The organism is Acinetobacter suaedae (genome assembly GCF_008630915.1).
In the GTDB taxonomy this organism is placed as follows: Bacteria; Pseudomonadota; Gammaproteobacteria; order Pseudomonadales; family Moraxellaceae; genus Acinetobacter; species Acinetobacter suaedae.
The window spans coordinates 3134101-3151678 of record NZ_CP043909.1 but is presented as its reverse complement, the minus strand read 5'-3'; the positions used below and the strand labels follow the sequence as shown (position 1 = coordinate 3151678).

Below are 17578 nucleotides of genomic sequence, written 5' to 3'. Positions count from 1 at the left end.
TCATTTACCATCGAGGATGCCTTGTTTTTCTAGAAAAACACGCCACTGCTGTGGTGACTCTGCGTAAACATTTAAGTCGACAGCTTTAGGAATTCCGTCAATTTTTCCTGTTTGGCTATGTTGCCAAAATAACCATTTTCGGCCGTCTTTTAATTCGGGCTTAGCCTCGTAATCACGTACCCACAATGGTGTGTCATTAAAGCTTCCCATCAATACGATATGATAAAAGTTCTTCGAAATATAGAAAATTGGCTGTTTGCCATAATGTTGATGCAACTGATCATGCATGATCTGAATTTCTTTGAGTAGCTGCTCTTTGGTATAGGTATTAATACAGTTGCTGTCATATTCCAAATCAATGACGGGGGGGAGAGCATCCACTTTGTTCGGGACAGTCGCAATAAAATTTTCTGCTTGTACCTTGCCATCACGGCATAAACGATAGAAATGATATGCACCAACATGAAGACCTTGCTCTCGTGCTTTAAGCCAGTTGTCCTGAAATTTTCGATCTTTAAAATCACCGCCTTCAGTTGCTTTTACATATACAAATTGATATTGCAGCGGAGAGATCTTTTTCCAGTTAATTTCACCTTGATGATGTGATACATCAAAACCACGAATAGCATAGTCTTGCGCTGAAGCTTTTTGCTGGTAAAACAAACCGAAATAGCTCAGTACCCCCAATATGACAGCCAAACCGATACTGACATAAGTTGGATAATGTTGAGCATGTGGATGTTTCGCAGCTTTCTTTGCCATATTGTCTTTAACGTTATAAGCCCGCGATGAGCTAAGTAGAAATATCGATTATAGATTGATTGTTGCATTTTGGCTTTATTTTGGCTCACTCAGCAAAGCATTATTTTAGTCAGCAACTTCTTTAGGAATCTGCCAAAATACCATCGCAGTGATAATGTTAATACAACCTAATGCGATGAGGGCTGCATGGAAGGCATTTGTCACAGAGGCAGTCGGATAATATTGACCAAAGAGGTTGATCAATGTTCCTGCCAGAGCGACCCCGATACTCATCGATAGCATCATGATCATCGACAAGAAACTATTGCCACTACTAGCATCATGCTGCGGTAAATCTTTTAAAGTCAGCGTATTCATGCCGACAAATTGTAAAGAGTTCAACGTCCCAAAGATAAAGAAATGCAACACTTTTAGCCACAATGGTGTGTCTGCAGTCATCAGTGAAAAACTGGCGATACATAAACCCACTAATACGGTATTGGTCAGTAAAAACCGACGATAACCGACACGTTGAATAATTGGACGAATAATCGGTTTGGAGAATAATGATCCTAGCACCAAAGGAATCATCATTAAACCTGTGATAAATGGTTCAAAACCAAAGGCGACTTGTAGCATCAATGGCAAAATAAAAGGAATTGCATTGCTACCTAAACGCGCAAAGAAATTGCCTAAAATGCCAATTGAAAAAATTTTATGGCGGAACAATCGTCCATGAAACAAGGCATTCTGATGGTTATGTGCATGATAAGCATAGCCAAACGTTGCTAAAGATCCAATTACCAGTAGAGTGATGCTGATCCAGCCAGAATATTGTGGCGCAGCGATATTCTCAATCCCAAGAGACAGACCCACCATAGCAATCATCAATAAGATAAATCCACCGAGATCAAAGGATTTGACGGTTGGTTCTTTTTGATTTGGCATGACTTTAAGCGCCATGATTACCCCAAGTACGCCCATGGGGATGTTAATGAGGAAAATCCAGTGCCACGTGGCAACTTCGACTAACCATCCACCCAAAGTTGGCCCCATCAAAGGACCTATGAGACCAGCCAGACTCATTAAGCTCATCGCTGAAAGAAATTGGCTACGTGGAATAATTTTAAGTAAAGCCAAGCGTCCAACGGGCATCAATAATGCACCACCTATCCCTTGAATAACACGACAAATTAAGAGTTGATCTAAGGTCTGAGACAGACCACAACCGAGTGATGCCAGACTAAAAATCACCATAGCAGTAAGATAAGTATTGCGGATACCAAAGCGGTCTGCCAGCCATCCACTTAATGGAATAAAAGCAGCAACTGATAGGACGTAGGCAACAATTACCCCATGCATTTGTAATGGATTTTCATTGAGCTGAATTGCCATCACAGGAATCGCCGTGTTGACAATCGTGGTATCCAAGGCCTGCATAAAAAAGCCGATAGAAACCAATAGCACCAATAAACGAAATTCAGGCTGTACGGCTTGATGAGTGGTTGTTGTCATGAGTGGTGACGTGTGAAATATCTGCTTTAGTTTAATGGAATTGTATTGGAAATAAAGCCCAGAACTGTCAAAGATCTGTCATTGAATAGATCATGCAATATAGTCGAGTTTAATGCCTGATGTACGATATGAGCTTCGAAGAGTCGGTTGACATAAAAATGCGGATCTAGATTAATCCGCATTTTTTTTATAGGTGATGTTTAAACTTCAATGTGTGTTGGTGCATTGAGGTTCTTGATAACATTTGAAATTTGTTCAGGATTTTCACAGATAATAACTTTCGCACGATGCTGTGGTGGTAAGAAGCCCTCTTCAACAGCATGATCTAGCTGCGCAATTAAAGCATCATAAAAACGATTTACATTGTAAATAATCATCGGTTTTTGATGCTGGTTTAATTGTCCCCACGTAGCAATTTCTAAAATTTCCTCAAAGGTGCCTAAGCCACCGGGCAAGGCGATAAACGCGCTAGCACGTTCAGCCATTAAAGCCTTACGTTCATGCATGCTTTGAACAATATGTAATTCAGTCAGTTGGTTATGTGCAATTTCATAATCGAGCATAAATTCAGGAATAACGCCAACAACTTCCCCACCATGTTCAAGTACAGTATCTGCAACTTGTCCCATAAGACCAATACTTGCTCCTCCATAAACGATACCGAAGGACTGGTTAGCAATATGTTGAGCGAGTTCAATCGCAGTGTCACGATAAATAGGTTTGTTACCAGTGCGGGAACCGCAATACAACGCGATGAGGGGTTGGGTTGTCTTTATGGGAGTAGATATAATCGTTTTCTTTTCAGTCATTATTAGAACACTATTCATTTGGTTTATTTTTACCTTATCATTTTCATTGTGCTTGTCTAGTTTAAATCACGCATATGACAGTTTTATGCACATTTCGCATACAAAGGTATGAAATTGATTGAGTAATGAATTGAAAAAACATCCCTATAAAAAATGATGAATTTTATTTTGATCTTGCCTATACTGAAAATCCGTTAAGTAAAAAATGTACTTCTATGAGTAGTGGTTGTTGTCACTCCGCTTTGATATTTTATATTTCTAAAAAAAATGTTTTGGCTGTCAATGCTAACCTTTTAAATCAGCAAATCCATGCCGATCTTTATGATTCTGTAGGGGAGTCACATCTATGATTTTTGAATGGATGTCTGATCCCGCAGCATGGGTCGGTTTGGCGACTTTGGTGGTGCTTGAAATTGTATTGGGTATTGATAACCTTGTTTTTATTGCAATTTTAGCTGAAAAATTACCGCCAGAACAAAGAAATGCAGCTCGTAGAATAGGTTTGATTCTTGCGTTACTGATGCGCTTAGTCTTGCTAGCGTCCATTGCTTGGGTGGTCACTTTAACAGCACCATTATTTCATATTTTCGATCATGCTTTTTCAGGGCGAGATTTGATCTTATTACTGGGTGGAGCATTCCTTTTGTTTAAAGGAACTATGGAGCTCCATGAGCGTATCGAAGGTAAGCAGGCTTTAAGGCAGGAAAATCCTGTACATGCTGTGTTCTGGGTGGTTGTGGTTCAGATCGTCGTGCTTGATGCAGTTTTCTCACTGGATAGCGTGATTACGGCTGTGGGCATGGTGAAAGATCTCTCGGTAATGATGATTGCAGTCACCATTGCAATCGGGATTATGCTAATTGCCTCTCGACCATTAATGGATTTTGTAAACAAACATCCAACGGTTGTGATTCTGTGTCTTGGCTTTTTGATGATGATTGGTTTCTCATTGATTGTAGAAGGCTTTGGATTCCATATTCCAAAAGGTTACTTATATGCCGCAATTGGCTTCTCGGTTTTGGTCGAGGCAGTCAATCAAACCATGCGACGCAATCAAGAGAAATTGGTAACGACCACGGATTTGCGTTATCGCACTGCTTCTGCGGTGTTGCGAATGCTCGGCAATAAAGGTATCAATAGTGATAGTCAACACAAAGAAACCGAAGATGTATTGGCAACGCAGGCCTATGCCAATGAAGTATTTGATGAAGATACGGGTGTTTATCACAGCGTTCTAGTACAAGGTGTATTAGGCTTGTCTGAGCGCCCTGTGAAATCGGTGATGACGCCACGACCAGAATTGGAGTGGTTGGATCTCGATGCAGATCCAGCTGAATTAAAAGAACGTTTAATGGCAATGACCCATTCGCGTTTAATTATTGCCCGTGGTGAGTTGGACAATATTGAAGGTGTTGTACTTACTCACAAAGTGTTAAATGAATATATTGAAACAGGAGCAATTGATTTCGATAAACATTTACGTGAACCTGTGATTGTGCATGAAAATGCACAAGTTCTCATGGTCATGGAGCAATTGCGTCAAGCACCATTGCAAATGGCAATCGTACTCAACGAATACGGTTCGATAGAGGGGATTGCAACACCGATTGATATTCTTGAAGCGATTGCTGGTGAGTTCCCAGATGAAGATGAATTAGAGGCAGCGGCTGAAAGTCTAGAAGATGGCTCACTTTTATTGGAAGGCTCAACGGATATTCGACACGTTTCACTTTTGTTGGCGAAAGATTTGGTTGATGAGAGTGAAGAATACTCAACATTATCCGGGTATATTTTATTCCATCTAGGGCGCTTACCTGAAAATGGTGAAGCGGTGGAAGCCGATGGATATTTATTTGAAGTGGTAACGATGGATGGGCACAAAATTGAAAAAGTGCGTATTGTTGCTAAAGAAAAGCCTGAGCGAGGTTGAGCAAACATTTAAGTATGGCTTAGACGTATAACGTCAGAAAACAAGGCTTTGTTCTATTGTATTGATAAGTGACGAAAGCTTTTTAATAAGATGAATCGCTTAGCTGTAATTAGAATAGTAAATAAGTTAAATAGCCCTAGGGTTTGGCCATCGTGACAAGATGATGGTTTTTACTCGGGCTATTTTTATTTGAGAAAGAAACATGACACTGTTAAAGAACTGCCCATGTGGACGCGGCTTATATGTAGAATGCTGTCAACCGCTTCATTTAAAACAGCAAGTTGCTGAAAGTGCTGAGCAATTGATGCGCTCGCGCTATAGCGCCTTTGCCCTACAGCAAATTGACTATATTTTGGAAACAACGGCTCTGGGGCAACAAGCATTGTTAGATCGAGAGGCGATTGCTGACTGGAGTCAGTCTAATCAATGGTTAAAATTAGAGGTGCTTCGACATCAACCCAAGCTTGATAAAACACATGCATTGGTTGAGTTTAAAGCGCATTACTGTGATAAAAATCAGGATGGAAAACAGCCACATATTCATCATGAGGTTTCGCATTTTGTCTTGTATCAACAGCTTTGGTATTTTCTTGATCCTACTTTAGATATGCAAATCACCATGAAACAAGCATGTATTTGTGGCTCAGGGAAAAAATTTAAGCAATGTTGTGCACAATTCATCTAAGTTTGTCTTAAAATAGCGCACACTTTTCCGCCTTGTTTAAGGATTCAGGCAAATGTTACTCACCGTGATTTATATTATTGCCATTACTGCAGAAGCAATGACAGGTGCACTGTCAGCAGGCCGCCGTAGTATGGATTGGTTCGGTGTGACATTGATTGCTTGTGTTACTGCTTTGGGCGGTGGTTCTGTACGTGATGTTTTATTGGGGCACTATCCTTTAACTTGGGTGAAGCATCCAGAATATTTGGTTTTGACGTGTTGTGCTGCCTTTGTCACGATCCTTATTGCCAAATGGATGAAGCATTTACGTAATATTTTCTTGGTACTTGATGCACTTGGTTTAATCGGATTTACGATTATTGGCTGTCAGATTGCCTTGGAAATGGGGCATGGTTTTGTCGTCTCAGCAGTCGCTGGTGTATTAACTGGTGTATCAGGCGGTATTTTGCGCGATATTTTGTGTAATGACGTGCCTTTGGTGTTCCGCCGTGAGCTATATGCCAGTATTTCCTTTGTAGCGGTGATTTGTTATTGGGTATGTTTGCAGTTGGGGTTGGGCTTAGAGTTGACTGTGATTGCGACTTTGGTTTTTGGTTTTTCACTGCGTTTGATTGCGATTTATTTTGGTCTGGAAATGCCGAAATTTATCTACCAAGATGATGATGCCGAGTCTGCTTCATCAACTGATGAGCATTGATTAAGAATTACCTCAATTGAAGGTGATCATATGTTAAAGAAAATTAATATAAGTACTTATCACTATCATTCGGTCGAAATAGATGGATACGTACCCTTTGATATTCATTTTAATGAAAAATCCCCAGATTTATATTGGAGAGGGGGGAATGGCTCTACGTCTTTGATTGAAATAGGGCTTTTAAAAACAGGTGAATTATCAGCTATCAAACTTATCAGCTATGATCCGCAGCTAATTATTCAAACGATAAAATCATCTTCATCTAGCGATTTGAAAAAAGCATTGTTCCCTGTTTTTGATGTTTCGTCTTGGTCAGATGATTCGAATGATTTTTCAAGCAGATTTAAGGATGCATTTGATACAGAGTTCCAATTGTTTATTGGTAAAAATTATATTGAACTCGTATTTTTACCTTTAGAAAATACAATTGAATATGTGCGTGATTGTAATTTCAGTTTTGGTTTTAACGTTAATAATGAATTGACCTCCTTGCAAATCTTGAATATTGATGAAGTTAAAATGAAGTTATTCAGAGAAAGTCTCTGATTTGATAGCTGAAAAGTTGGTTCAGTACCTTATTCAATACAAATTCTCCGAACAAGACACCATTTGACGTTTAAACAACAACAAGGGCTTGTCACAACGCCTTCATCCACATAGCATACAAAATATTGACGATAACAAATAATTTTGGATGAATCGCTGAAATGACCAGCCTTGCACATCATGCAACCGAAAACCGTTCCGTAGCTGAATTCACAGAACAAGCTTACCTTAACTATGCCATGTACGTGATTATGGATCGTGCATTGCCGCATATCAGTGATGGTCTAAAACCTGTACAGCGTCGTATCGTTTATGCGATGAGTGAACTCGGTTTAAAATCGACAGGTAAACCGAAGAAATCGGCACGTACCGTTGGTGATGTACTCGGTAAATATCACCCACATGGTGACTCTGCTTGTTATGAAGCAATGGTGTTGATGGCACAGCCATTCAGTTACCGCTATCCATTGGTTGAGGGGCAAGGCAACTGGGGTTCACCTGATGATCCAAAATCATTTGCAGCAATGCGTTATACCGAAGCTAAACTCTCAGCGTATAGTGAACTATTACTGAGTGAGCTTGGGCAGGGTACCAGTGAATGGCAAGATAACTTTGATGGTTCGCTCAAAGAGCCAATTACCCTGCCAGCACGAGTACCTAATATTTTACTCAATGGTACAACAGGTATCGCAGTTGGGATGGCAACGGATATCCCACCACATAATCTTCGTGAGGTGGTCAAAGGAACGATTGCATTGATCCGGAATCCTGAAACCACAGATGAAAAATTGGCTGAATATATTCCAGCACCAGATTTACCGACTAAAGCTGAAATCATTACACCGCCAGAAGAATTACTTAAAATTCAAACCACAGGTCGGGGTAGTTACCGTATGCGTGCGGTATATACAGTCGATAAAAATGAAATCGTGATTACAGAGTTGCCATATCAAGTTTCAGGCTCAAAAGTGATTACTCAAATCGCGGATCAAATGATTGCGAAGAAATTACCATTAGTGAGTGATGTTCGCGATGAGTCAGATCATAAAAATCCAACGCGCTTGGTGATCGTCCTCCGTTCTAATCGTGTCGATGCTGAAACGGTAATGAGTCATTTATTTGCAACCACGGATTTAGAATCAAGCTATCGTGTCAATCTCAACATGATCGGTGCTGATGGTCGCCCACAGGTAAAATCTATTCGCCGTATTTTGTTGGAATGGATTGAGATTCGTAAGCAAACCGTGACACGTCGCTTGCAATATCATTTAACCAAGATTGAAAAACGTTTACATATTTTGGCAGGACTTTTGATTGCTTATCTCGATATTGATACGGTCATCCGTATTATTCGTGAAGAAGATCAACCAAAACCTGTGTTGATGCAGCATTTTGGGATTGATGAAATTCAAGCCGAAGCGATTTTAGAACTCAAACTACGCCATTTGGCTAAACTTGAGGAAATGGAAATTCGCCGTGAACAAGAAGAGTTAGAAGCAAAAGCGGCAGTAATTCGTGAGCAATTGGCAAATCCTGAATCATTAAAAAGTTTGATTATTAATGAATTGAAAGAAGATGCGAAAAAGTTTGGTGATGATCGACGTTCGCCGATCGTTGCCCGTGCTGAAGCGGTACAAATTCGAGAACAAGATTTGATGCCAGCTGAAACGGTCACGGTTGTATTGTCAGAAGCAGGTTGGGTCCGCGCTGCGAAAGGTGCGGATGTCGATGCTGCCAATTTAAACTATCGTGCAGGTGATCAATATCTCAGTCATGCTGTGGGTAAAACCAATCAGCGAGTCTACTTTTTAGATCAAAAGGGTCGAAGCTATGCTTTGCCGATTAGTAGCTTACCTTCGGCGCGAGGTTTAGGAGAACCGTTGAGTTCAAAACTTTCACCTGCAAGTGGTGTGTCGTTTATTCAAGTCTTGGTCGAAGATGATGCGAATGAATTACTGGTGGCAAGTTCGAATGGCTATGGTTTCAAAACTCAAGCAACACAGTTAGATACCAATGCCAAAGCAGGTAAAGCTTTCCTAACTGTGATGGAGAAGGCAAAGGCATTACCATTGTTGCCAATTCAGCAAGCAACGCATGTTGCAATCTTGAGTTCATCGGGCCGTTTACTGATTATTGATTTAGCAGAACTTCCAGTTCTGAATAAAGGTAAAGGTAACAAGTTGATACAACTTGATGAAAAAGAGCAAATTTTATCCATGACAACGCTGGCATTAGATGAAATAATCCAAGTCGCTGCAGGACAACAGCACTTAAAACTGAAGGGAGATGATCTCCAAAAATATCTAGGAAAAAGAGCAACAAAGGGCCAACTTTTACCACGGGGATATCAAAAAGCAAATAGACTCTTCATTCAGAGATAGGGCTAGTATTCTGTGATATAAATACGTTATATATGACGATGTATTCATATTGTTTGGATAGATTGACAGGGCAATTCAAAAAGTTAAAAAGAATGTTTTGCCATGGAAAGTAACGTTGTTACATTTTTAAGGATTACCACTCGGAGATAATGGCATTATGGAAAAGATTTGGTTTGCAGAATACCAAAAGACAGGAATTCCAGAAACAGTTGAACTGCCTGCTGAAAACACCTCACTTGTTGATATTTTTGAACGCAATTTCCAAAAATTTGGGTCACGTGATGCCTTTATCTTTATGGATAAAGTTTTAACGTTTAATGAATTAGAAGTTGCTAGTCGCAAATTTGCAACGTATTTACAAAGCTTGGGGTTAGCGAAAGGAACACGTGTTGCAGTAATGATGCCAAACGTTTTCCAATACCCTGTAGTTGCATTGGGTGTATTCCGTGCGGGTCTGGTACTTGTAAACGTAAACCCACTCTACACTGCACGTGAGTTAGAACATCAATTGAATGACTCTGGTTCAGAAGTGTTGGTGATCATTGAAAACTTTGCGAGTGTTTACCAAAGCATTATTGGTAAGACACCTGTAAAACATGTTGTTGTTGCTACTGTTGGTGACATGCTTGGTACTTTAAAGGGTACAATTGTTAACTTTGTTTTGCGTAAAGTACGTAAGCAAATCCCTGCATGGAATATTCCAGGTCACACCAAATTTAATGCGGCTTTAAATAAGGAAAGTCCAAGCAACTATAAACGTCCAAGCTTAACTTTGAGTGATACAGCAGTACTTCAATACACGGGTGGTACCACTGGCGTATCTAAAGGTGCTGAGCTTACGCATCGTAACTTAGTGGGTAACCTTTTACAGTGTGATGCCATTTTCTCAAGTAAGTTTGGTGATGCTGATGGTGGAAAAGAAGATCGTATTGTTTGTGCTTTACCGCTTTACCATATCTTTGCATTTATGGTTTGTGCGATGTACGGTATGTACAAAGGTCAAGCAAACATTTTGATCCCGAACCCACGTGATTTACCTGCTGTTATTAATGAGCTACGTAAATATCGTCCTTCGTTCTTCCCTGCTGTAAACACATTGTTTAATGCATTGGTAAATAACGAAGAATTTAAGCAACTTGACCATAGCAATCTTAAGATGGCTATGGGTGGTGGTATGGCGGTATTGCCATCAACTGCTGAAGCTTGGAAAAAAGTCACAGGTACAATCATTATCGAAGGCTATGGCTTATCTGAAACTTCTCCTGTGGCAACAGCAAACCCACCAGCAACAACTGAGTTCAGTGGCACGATTGGTATTCCATTACCATTGACTGATGTTGCGATCTTAGATGATGACGGTAATGAGCTTCCTCAAGGTGAACAAGGTGAGATCTCAATTCGTGGTCCTCAGGTCATGAAAGGTTACTGGAATCGCCCTGATGAAACTGCCAAAGTGATGACTGCTGATGGTTTCTTCCGCACGGGTGATATCGGTATTATGGATACACGTGGTTATTTCAAGATTGTGGATCGTAAGAAAGACATGATCTTAGTATCTGGCTTTAACGTATATCCAAGTGAAATTGAAGAAGTCATTGCACAACACGAAAAAGTATTGGAAGTTGCTGCGATCGGCGTTCCTGATGAAAAATCAGGTGAAGTTCCAAAACTATTTGTTGTGAAAAAAGATGACTCTTTAACAACAGAAGAAATTCTTGCTTTTGCGAAAAAGAACTTAACAGGTTATAAATGCCCACGTTATGTTGAGTTTATCGATGAGCTACCAAAGTCGAACGTAGGTAAAATTTTACGTAAAGATTTACGTAAATAATGTTCGAAACAAAAAAAGCGCCTTCTGGCGCTTTTTTTATCAACCAATTTTAGTTTGATTTTTTCATAAGCCAGCGATCAATATAAGGGCGGCCAATACCAACAATACCAACAAAGATAAACATCGTAATTAATTGAAAGCGCAATCGTGTTATATCAAAACCGTTGAAACTGAAGTAATTGTCTGCAAAAACATAAAGCACAATAATTGTTAACCAATGCCAAAGTGTGAGACGTTTAATCCCAACTGCATAAAATGCAATCGTTAAAATCACAAAAGTACCTAATGTTGATTGCCAGTTAAGATTTGCGCAGATCACACTTAATAAGAAGGCAACGATTGGAAGTACAATTTTTAGAATACGATCAACTTTGAGTTGGTGTTGTCGTTGTAATGCGAGAACATCCAACATTTCTTTTTGATCTTGGTTTTGCATAAACTGATCCTAAAAATAAAAATAGCATAGCTTTATTCAGATTAGACTGCATTACGAGCAGACCTGTAAAAATGCTTGTCGAACAAGTACAAATGAAAGTTTAAGTTATGATAGCATGATGAGACGAACTTCAAAGATGGGTGTCAAAGCATGCAAGGTATTAACGGTATTATATTGATTATTATCATCGCATGTTTATTACCTTATATTTTTACTTTGATTGCAAAATCAACGGGTGGCTTCCAAGCCAAAGACAATCAAAATCCTCGTGAATTTTTAGCAAAAACCACAGGTCTTTCAGCACGTGCGAATGCTGTACAACAAAATAGCTTTGAAAGCTTACCATTATTTATCGCTGCAATCTTGATGGCGGAATATATGGTTATTCCTGAACGATTCATCTTGACGTTGGGCTGGGCCTATATTGTTTTCCGAGTCATTTATGGGATTTGTTATCTCGCAAATTGGGCAACTTTACGTTCAATCATTTGGCTCTTTTCTATACTTTGTCCAATTTTTTTGTTTGTGATCACTATAAAAATGACTTAAATCAAATTGAATGTAAAATTCATCATCTCTAATACCAATATACAGCATCATTTTACTGGTATTCACGTTATAATCTGACCGATTTTTTATATTCAATTCAAATACACGAGTGTTGATATGAGTTATAGCAATATTCCTGCGGGTAAAGACGCACCAAATGATATCTATGTGATCATTGAAATTCCTGCAAATGCAGCACCTATCAAATATGAAATCGATAAAGATTCAGATGCATTATTTGTAGACCGTTTTATGGGAACAGCAATGTTCTATCCAGCAAACTACGGTTATGTGCCAAATACACTATCTGAAGATGGGGATCCATTAGACGTATTAGTTGTTACTCCACATCCTGTTGCTGCTGGCTCAGTGATTCGCTGTCGTCCAGTTGGTAAATTGAACATGGAAGATGATGGCGGCATTGATGCTAAACTCATTGCGGTTCCACATGAGAAGCTGTCTCCACTGTATAAAGATGTTCAAGAATATACTGATCTTCCGCCATTGTTGATCAGCCAAGTAGAACACTTCTTTGCTCATTATAAAGATTTAGAACCTGGTAAATGGGTTAAAATCAGCGGTTGGGAAGGAGCAGATGTTGCTAAAGCAGAAGTGTTAAAAGCAATCGAAGCGGCAAAGAAGTAATCTTTCAAGAAGATACGGCCTAATTTTATGCCTTAAAGTTAGGTATAAAAAAACCTCCATTCATTTGAATGGAGGTTTTTTTAACTCTTGACTAACGAAGAATTAGAAAAACTTCACAGGAATATCAAGCCATAGACGCCATTCATTGGTATCACCAATGTATGCGTTTTCATATTCGTTACTTGCACGGTAATACGAGTGGCGTACACGTAAGCTTGCATCTTTCGCAAAACCTGATTGAACTGTGTATTTCACTTGGTTAAAGAATTCACGTTCAGTTGCATTATCCGCAGTACGTACGCGACCTAATACAGTATCACCTACTTTAACAGCTGAACTAGTATCAATATCCCAACCATAAACAAATGCTGTAGTCCAAGTTAAACCTGGTACGCCGAAGCTTCCAAAGTCAAGACTATATTGCAGTTGAGCAGATTTCTCATCATTACCGATGAAGTCAGAAAGATATGAGTTTGGTAAATGAATAGTTTGGTGACCGTCTCCAACACCTTTACCTAGTCCATAGTCATAACCAGCATTACCACTGTTTTGTTGATAAGCGAGCATTACTGTATGTGGACCAGTGTTGTAAGTGGTTGAAATAGCCCAAATAGAGTTTTGATATTTGTCATCAGCTGAGCCGATATAAGAGTACAAACTGTTATTTGCTTGGCGATCCCAATCAGTGTGATATCCACTGAAATCATAAGTCAATGAGCTATTATTTGCTAAAGTTTGCTTATAATTCGCATTAATATAGTGGCGCTCTAGGCGATCTTTAATATCCGTACCATAATAAGCTGTATTTAATTGATCATTTACTTTGTATTTTGCGCCCCAAACTACAGCACGGTCTAATTCATTACCATCAGAATTAATTTGGTCAGAGTATTGGTTCTTGGTAAATTTACCGACGGTAACTTCCAAACCATCAATCTCACGGCTGTTTGCTAAAACACCTTCAAAGTATTCAGGTACTAAACGAGCTGTATTGCTTGAAAGAACTGGAAGATCGAGAATTTGAGTACCATAAGTAACGGTAGTGTTCGATACACGTGCTTTTACATAGCCACCGCCACGCGCCCAATGGTCATAAGCTGAACCATCTGGGTGCTTAGGAATCATGCCGTTACCCGCATTATTGTTTGAGCCTAATTTAAAAGATGCATCACCAATAATTCCGGCACCGAAACCAATAACACCTTGAGTGAAGCCAGAGTCTAGCTTAACCATCGCAGTTTGCGCATATGAGCTCGTGTCTTCCTTGCCGTGTTTTTTGTCACGATGTAAATAACCAGTACGGAAAAGAACATTTCCGCTTGCATCTTCAACAAATCCTTTTGCTTCGCTTTGTTCGCTTGCATATGTTGAGGTGATTAACGCAGCATTAATTAATACCGCTAAAGTAAGTTTCTGTGCCTTTGGCATAGCTAGCCTCATAAAATAAATTAATTTTGGGAAGAAACCGAAATTTTGACCAATTGTATAAGTTATACATGAAAAAGATAGATTTTTATTAAAAAATTTTAATTAATTTTAAATAAAATACTTATAAAATATTATGATTTATTTACTGTATAAAAATAAATCAAAATAAAATTAAGATAATGATTTTTATGTATAAAAAACTATATGTTGCATGTAATAGATGGTTGTTTTTGTGGGATTTGTTTCTCATTTAATGTGTGATAAAGACATATATTTTCTTTTTAAATTTAATGGCTTATTTAGACTTTGATTAAAAAACTATCAAACTAATTTGCAAAATATGACAACCCGATGAATGGCATTTTTTTGCCTACAAAAAAGAACAGCTTTTTCAGACATTATTAAGATTTTGGTGGTGCACTTTTATTGTGCTTTCTCTAATCTTGGACTAAATAACTTATATTCCAAAAGATCTAGTATTGAGAAATGTGTCTTGTTGCATCTTTATTGTGCAATAAGTGACCTAAAAGTGTTTATTGCTTTTAAATAGCTCATAAAACAAACATTGAATTTCTATTTTAGGTCGTTGATGAGGCACTTCATCTATTAAAGCAGCACTTTTATGGAACGAGAGCACTATTTTATAAGGAAACTTAAAAGTTGGCATAGCATTTGCATATGATATTTCGATGCAATTTAAAACATAAATCAGTCGAATATCCATCATGGGGGAGATCAATATGATGAAATTTGCATGTAAGGCTATTGCTTTAGGTATTTTTGCTGCGGCTTCAGCAACAACGATGGCTGATGATAAAACTTCAGTTTACGGTATTACCGCAGAAGGTGAAGTCACCGTTGTTACAGATTATCGCTTCCGTGGTGTTACTCAATCATCAAACAACCCTGCTATTCAAGGTGGTTTCACATTTTCTCATGAGTCTGGAGCATATTTAAGTCTCTGGGGGTCAAGTGTTGACTTTGGTATTTCTGGTGTGTCAACGGAAACTGATGCAACACTAGGTTATAGTAATAGCTTTGCACTAACACCAAATATGCAAGCAACCTATGATGTCGGTGTCATTCATTATGGCTATATTGGTTCTAAGTCAAATTATACGAATGAAACAAATGGCAAAGATGGTTTGGCATTTACTGAAATTTTTGCCAGTTTAGCTTTCCCAAATACAATCTTTGCAGACGATGAACTGAGCGTAGGGGTAAGTTATTCACCAGATTATTGGGGGAGAACAGATGACTTCTGGTATTTTAATGTTGGTTATTCAGCACCGATTGCAGATACAGGTTTAACAGGTGTTGCTTCAATTGGTTACAATAAATTGAAGAATAAAGATGCCTTAGCAATTGTAGCTGGTGGCCCTGGCAAAGATGATGATTATATTGACTATAAGGTTGGTGTTGGTTATAGCTTCTTAGGTCTAGATGCTGGTTTGGATGTTGTTGGTACCAACATCAGCAAATCTGGTATGACGAAGAACGATAAGAAGCCTTATGATACAGGTGTGATTTTTAGTTTATCTAAGTCTTTCTAAAAGCGATTTTCATGAATAAAAAGCCAGCAATTGCTGGCTTTTTATTTAAATAGAGTTCTAAAACTACCCTTTTGCAGATTTAAACGCCCCATAAAGTTCTATATTGCTTCAGTTTGGCTATTTCTTTTAATCCTAATGATATTTTTATATATGGAAGATTGAAAAGTAATGTAAATTATTTATTAAGTATTTGTTTTTAATGGGTTTATATTGATTGGTATAGCATTTGCAAATTACACCGTGATGCAATTCAAAACTTAAATCAATTGAATATCTAAATCATGGGGGAAAATCAATATGATGAAATTTGCAGGCATGACCGTTGCACTAGGGGTATTTTCAACACTATCTACTTTAACGTTAGCGGAAGAGTTGAAGCTTCCATTTCCAGGTTCTATTTCAGGAAATATTAATGTTGTATCGAGTTATAACCTGCGTGGGATGACCAATTCACCTGAAAGTGATACACCTGCAATTCAAGGTGGATTGGATTATACGCATGACAGTGGATTTTATTTGGGTTATTGGTTTTCGACCTTGGCTGCGGCCTATGCTGATTTTAATACTTCTCCAACTTATGTACCTCAAGAAAAGAAATCTTTCGAAAATGATTTTTATGCAGGGTATAAAGGGAAAATTACTGAAGATCTCGGTTATCAAATTGGAGCAACTGTTTATTACTATTATCCAGGTTGGGAGTCTACAGGTTACGAAACAATTGTAGGATTGAGCTATAAAGATTTTAGTATTACTGCTCAAACCCTGTTAAATAATGTGACCTTTGGTAATAAAGGTGATACGTATTTCTTAGCGAGTTATACACCACAGTTGCCAGGCGGATTTACAGGTAAAGCGCAGGTTGCGGCGTATTACTATGGTGATGATGATGAATATTTAACCTATCAAGCGAAGGCAGGCGACGTCACCAAAACGGATTTTGCTTTCCGTCATGCGACATTAGGTCTGTCTCATCCCTTGGGTGCAACAGGCGCAACTTGGAGTTTGGATTATATTTTTGGTGGTTATACTCGGGATGAAGTCAAACATAAGAACAAAGTTGTTTTAGGTCTGGGTTACGCTTTTTAATAATAAGAAGAATTGAAGCGACCTGAGGGTCGCTTTTTTAGCGTATTTAATTTGAATTGCCTCGATAAGATAAGGCTTCTGTTAAGTGATTGCTTGAGATAATTTCACTTTCTGCTAGATCTGCAATGGTTCGGGCAACGCGTAGTACCCGATGGTAGGCACGTGCAGAAAGATTCAAACGTTGTTGTGCCATTTCAATAATTTTGGCAGAGCTTTCATCTAAACGAGCGTATTGTTCTAATTGTTTGGGTGAAAGTGCTTGGTTTAAGCATTGCTGTCTATCGATTTGTTGGTGATAGGCTTTGATAACGCGTTTGCGAACGGTTGCGGAGTCCTCACTTGCTGTTTGATCTTGTAACTCCTGTGCTTGTAATGGTGGGACATCAATATGAAGATCAATACGATCTAATAATGGACCTGAAATGCGATTTTGATAGCGTTGAATGCTTTCTGGAGAACACTGACAGCGACTATCCTGATTGAACGCATAGCCACAAGGACATGGATTCATTGCTGCAATAAACTGAAAATTTGCTGGAAAAGTCATTTGTCGTGCAGCACGAGAAATCACAATTTCCTTGGATTCAAGAGGTTGGCGTAGAACTTCAAGTACTTTACGGTCAAACTCCGGAAGTTCATCTAAAAATAATACACCTAAGTGGGCAAGCGTAATTTCACCAGGTTTAGGTTGTGAACCACCTGTAAAGAACTTTAAAAAGTGAGATAATAAACCTTAATTACCATAA

15 protein-coding genes and 1 pseudogene are annotated in these 17578 nt (G+C 38.7%); 10 read left to right on the top strand and 6 right to left on the bottom strand.

Features of this window, described 5'->3' with window-relative positions; genetic code table 11:
- The 3 genes from F2A31_RS14685 to F2A31_RS14675 all read right to left on the bottom strand — a co-directional run bounded on the left by F2A31_RS14685 (position 1) and on the right by F2A31_RS14675 (position 3083).
- Complete coding sequence (locus F2A31_RS14685; RefSeq protein ID WP_150027262.1) at positions 1 to 762, bottom strand: glycoside hydrolase family 25 protein; 762 nt, start codon at positions 760 to 762, stop codon at positions 1 to 3.
- Between the two features lie 105 nt (positions 763 to 867).
- Positions 868 to 2256, bottom strand: a complete 1389-nt coding sequence (mdtD, locus tag F2A31_RS14680) for a multidrug transporter subunit MdtD (RefSeq protein ID WP_150027260.1) — start codon at positions 2254 to 2256, stop codon at positions 868 to 870.
- Positions 2257 to 2456: 200 nt separating this feature from the next.
- Entirely contained in the window at positions 2457 to 3083 is a 627-nt protein-coding gene (locus tag F2A31_RS14675; RefSeq protein WP_150027258.1) for an LOG family protein, read from the bottom strand.
- A gap of 328 nt (positions 3084 to 3411) precedes the next feature.
- Between F2A31_RS14675 and F2A31_RS14665 the strand changes: the two genes are divergently transcribed.
- The 6 genes from F2A31_RS14665 to F2A31_RS14640 all read left to right on the top strand — a co-directional run bounded on the left by F2A31_RS14665 (position 3412) and on the right by F2A31_RS14640 (position 11135).
- Entirely contained in the window at positions 3412 to 4995 is a 1584-nt protein-coding gene (locus F2A31_RS14665; RefSeq protein ID WP_150027256.1) for a TerC family protein, read from the top strand.
- Between the two features lie 202 nt (positions 4996 to 5197).
- On the top strand, positions 5198 to 5680 hold the full coding sequence (locus F2A31_RS14660; protein WP_150027254.1) for a YchJ family protein: 483 nt from the start codon (positions 5198 to 5200) through the stop codon (positions 5678 to 5680).
- Between the two features lie 52 nt (positions 5681 to 5732).
- Positions 5733 to 6377, top strand: coding sequence for a trimeric intracellular cation channel family protein (locus tag F2A31_RS14655; protein ID WP_005087871.1), 645 nt, complete (start codon positions 5733 to 5735; stop codon positions 6375 to 6377).
- 30 nt (positions 6378 to 6407) lie between these two features.
- The gene (locus F2A31_RS14650; RefSeq protein WP_150027252.1) at positions 6408 to 6923 is read left to right on the top strand and encodes a hypothetical protein; all 516 of its coding nucleotides are present in this window, start codon (positions 6408 to 6410) and stop codon (positions 6921 to 6923) included.
- A gap of 161 nt (positions 6924 to 7084) precedes the next feature.
- A complete protein-coding gene (gene parC / locus F2A31_RS14645) occupies positions 7085 to 9304 on the top strand; it encodes a DNA topoisomerase IV subunit A (RefSeq protein WP_150027250.1) in 2220 nt (739 codons plus the stop codon).
- Between the two features lie 157 nt (positions 9305 to 9461).
- Positions 9462 to 11135 carry an AMP-binding protein gene (locus tag F2A31_RS14640; protein ID WP_150027248.1) on the top strand — a complete coding sequence of 558 codons (1674 nt, stop codon included), beginning with the start codon at positions 9462 to 9464 and terminating at the stop codon, positions 11133 to 11135.
- Between the two features lie 49 nt (positions 11136 to 11184).
- Here the strand turns inward: F2A31_RS14640 and F2A31_RS14635 are convergent, their stop codons facing one another.
- Positions 11185 to 11571, bottom strand: coding sequence for a hypothetical protein (locus F2A31_RS14635; RefSeq protein WP_150027246.1), 387 nt, complete (start codon positions 11569 to 11571; stop codon positions 11185 to 11187).
- A 150-nt stretch (positions 11572 to 11721) separates the two neighbouring features.
- Here F2A31_RS14635 and F2A31_RS14630 point away from each other — a divergent pair, with 150 nt between their 5' ends.
- The gene (locus F2A31_RS14630; RefSeq protein ID WP_150027244.1) at positions 11722 to 12120 is read left to right on the top strand and encodes an MAPEG family protein; all 399 of its coding nucleotides are present in this window, start codon (positions 11722 to 11724) and stop codon (positions 12118 to 12120) included.
- 117 nt (positions 12121 to 12237) lie between these two features.
- Positions 12238 to 12765, top strand: a complete 528-nt coding sequence (ppa, locus tag F2A31_RS14625; protein WP_038343414.1) for an inorganic diphosphatase — start codon at positions 12238 to 12240, stop codon at positions 12763 to 12765.
- A gap of 102 nt (positions 12766 to 12867) precedes the next feature.
- Here ppa and F2A31_RS14620 read toward each other — a convergent pair whose 3' ends face one another.
- On the bottom strand, positions 12868 to 14193 hold the full coding sequence (locus tag F2A31_RS14620) for an OprD family outer membrane porin (protein ID WP_150027242.1): 1326 nt from the start codon (positions 14191 to 14193) through the stop codon (positions 12868 to 12870).
- A gap of 740 nt (positions 14194 to 14933) precedes the next feature.
- Here F2A31_RS14620 and F2A31_RS14615 point away from each other — a divergent pair.
- Together F2A31_RS14615 and F2A31_RS14610 are read left to right on the top strand one after the other, a co-directional pair.
- Entirely contained in the window at positions 14934 to 15746 is an 813-nt protein-coding gene (locus F2A31_RS14615; RefSeq protein WP_150027240.1) for a TorF family putative porin, read from the top strand.
- 297 nt (positions 15747 to 16043) lie between these two features.
- Positions 16044 to 16832 carry a TorF family putative porin gene (locus tag F2A31_RS14610; protein ID WP_150027238.1) on the top strand — a complete coding sequence of 263 codons (789 nt, stop codon included), beginning with the start codon at positions 16044 to 16046 and terminating at the stop codon, positions 16830 to 16832.
- 46 nt (positions 16833 to 16878) lie between these two features.
- Here F2A31_RS14610 and F2A31_RS14605 read toward each other — a convergent pair.
- Positions 16879 to 17532, bottom strand: a pseudogene (locus F2A31_RS14605) (ATP-binding protein); the annotation flags it as partial.
- Positions 17533 to 17578 lie beyond the last annotated feature (46 nt).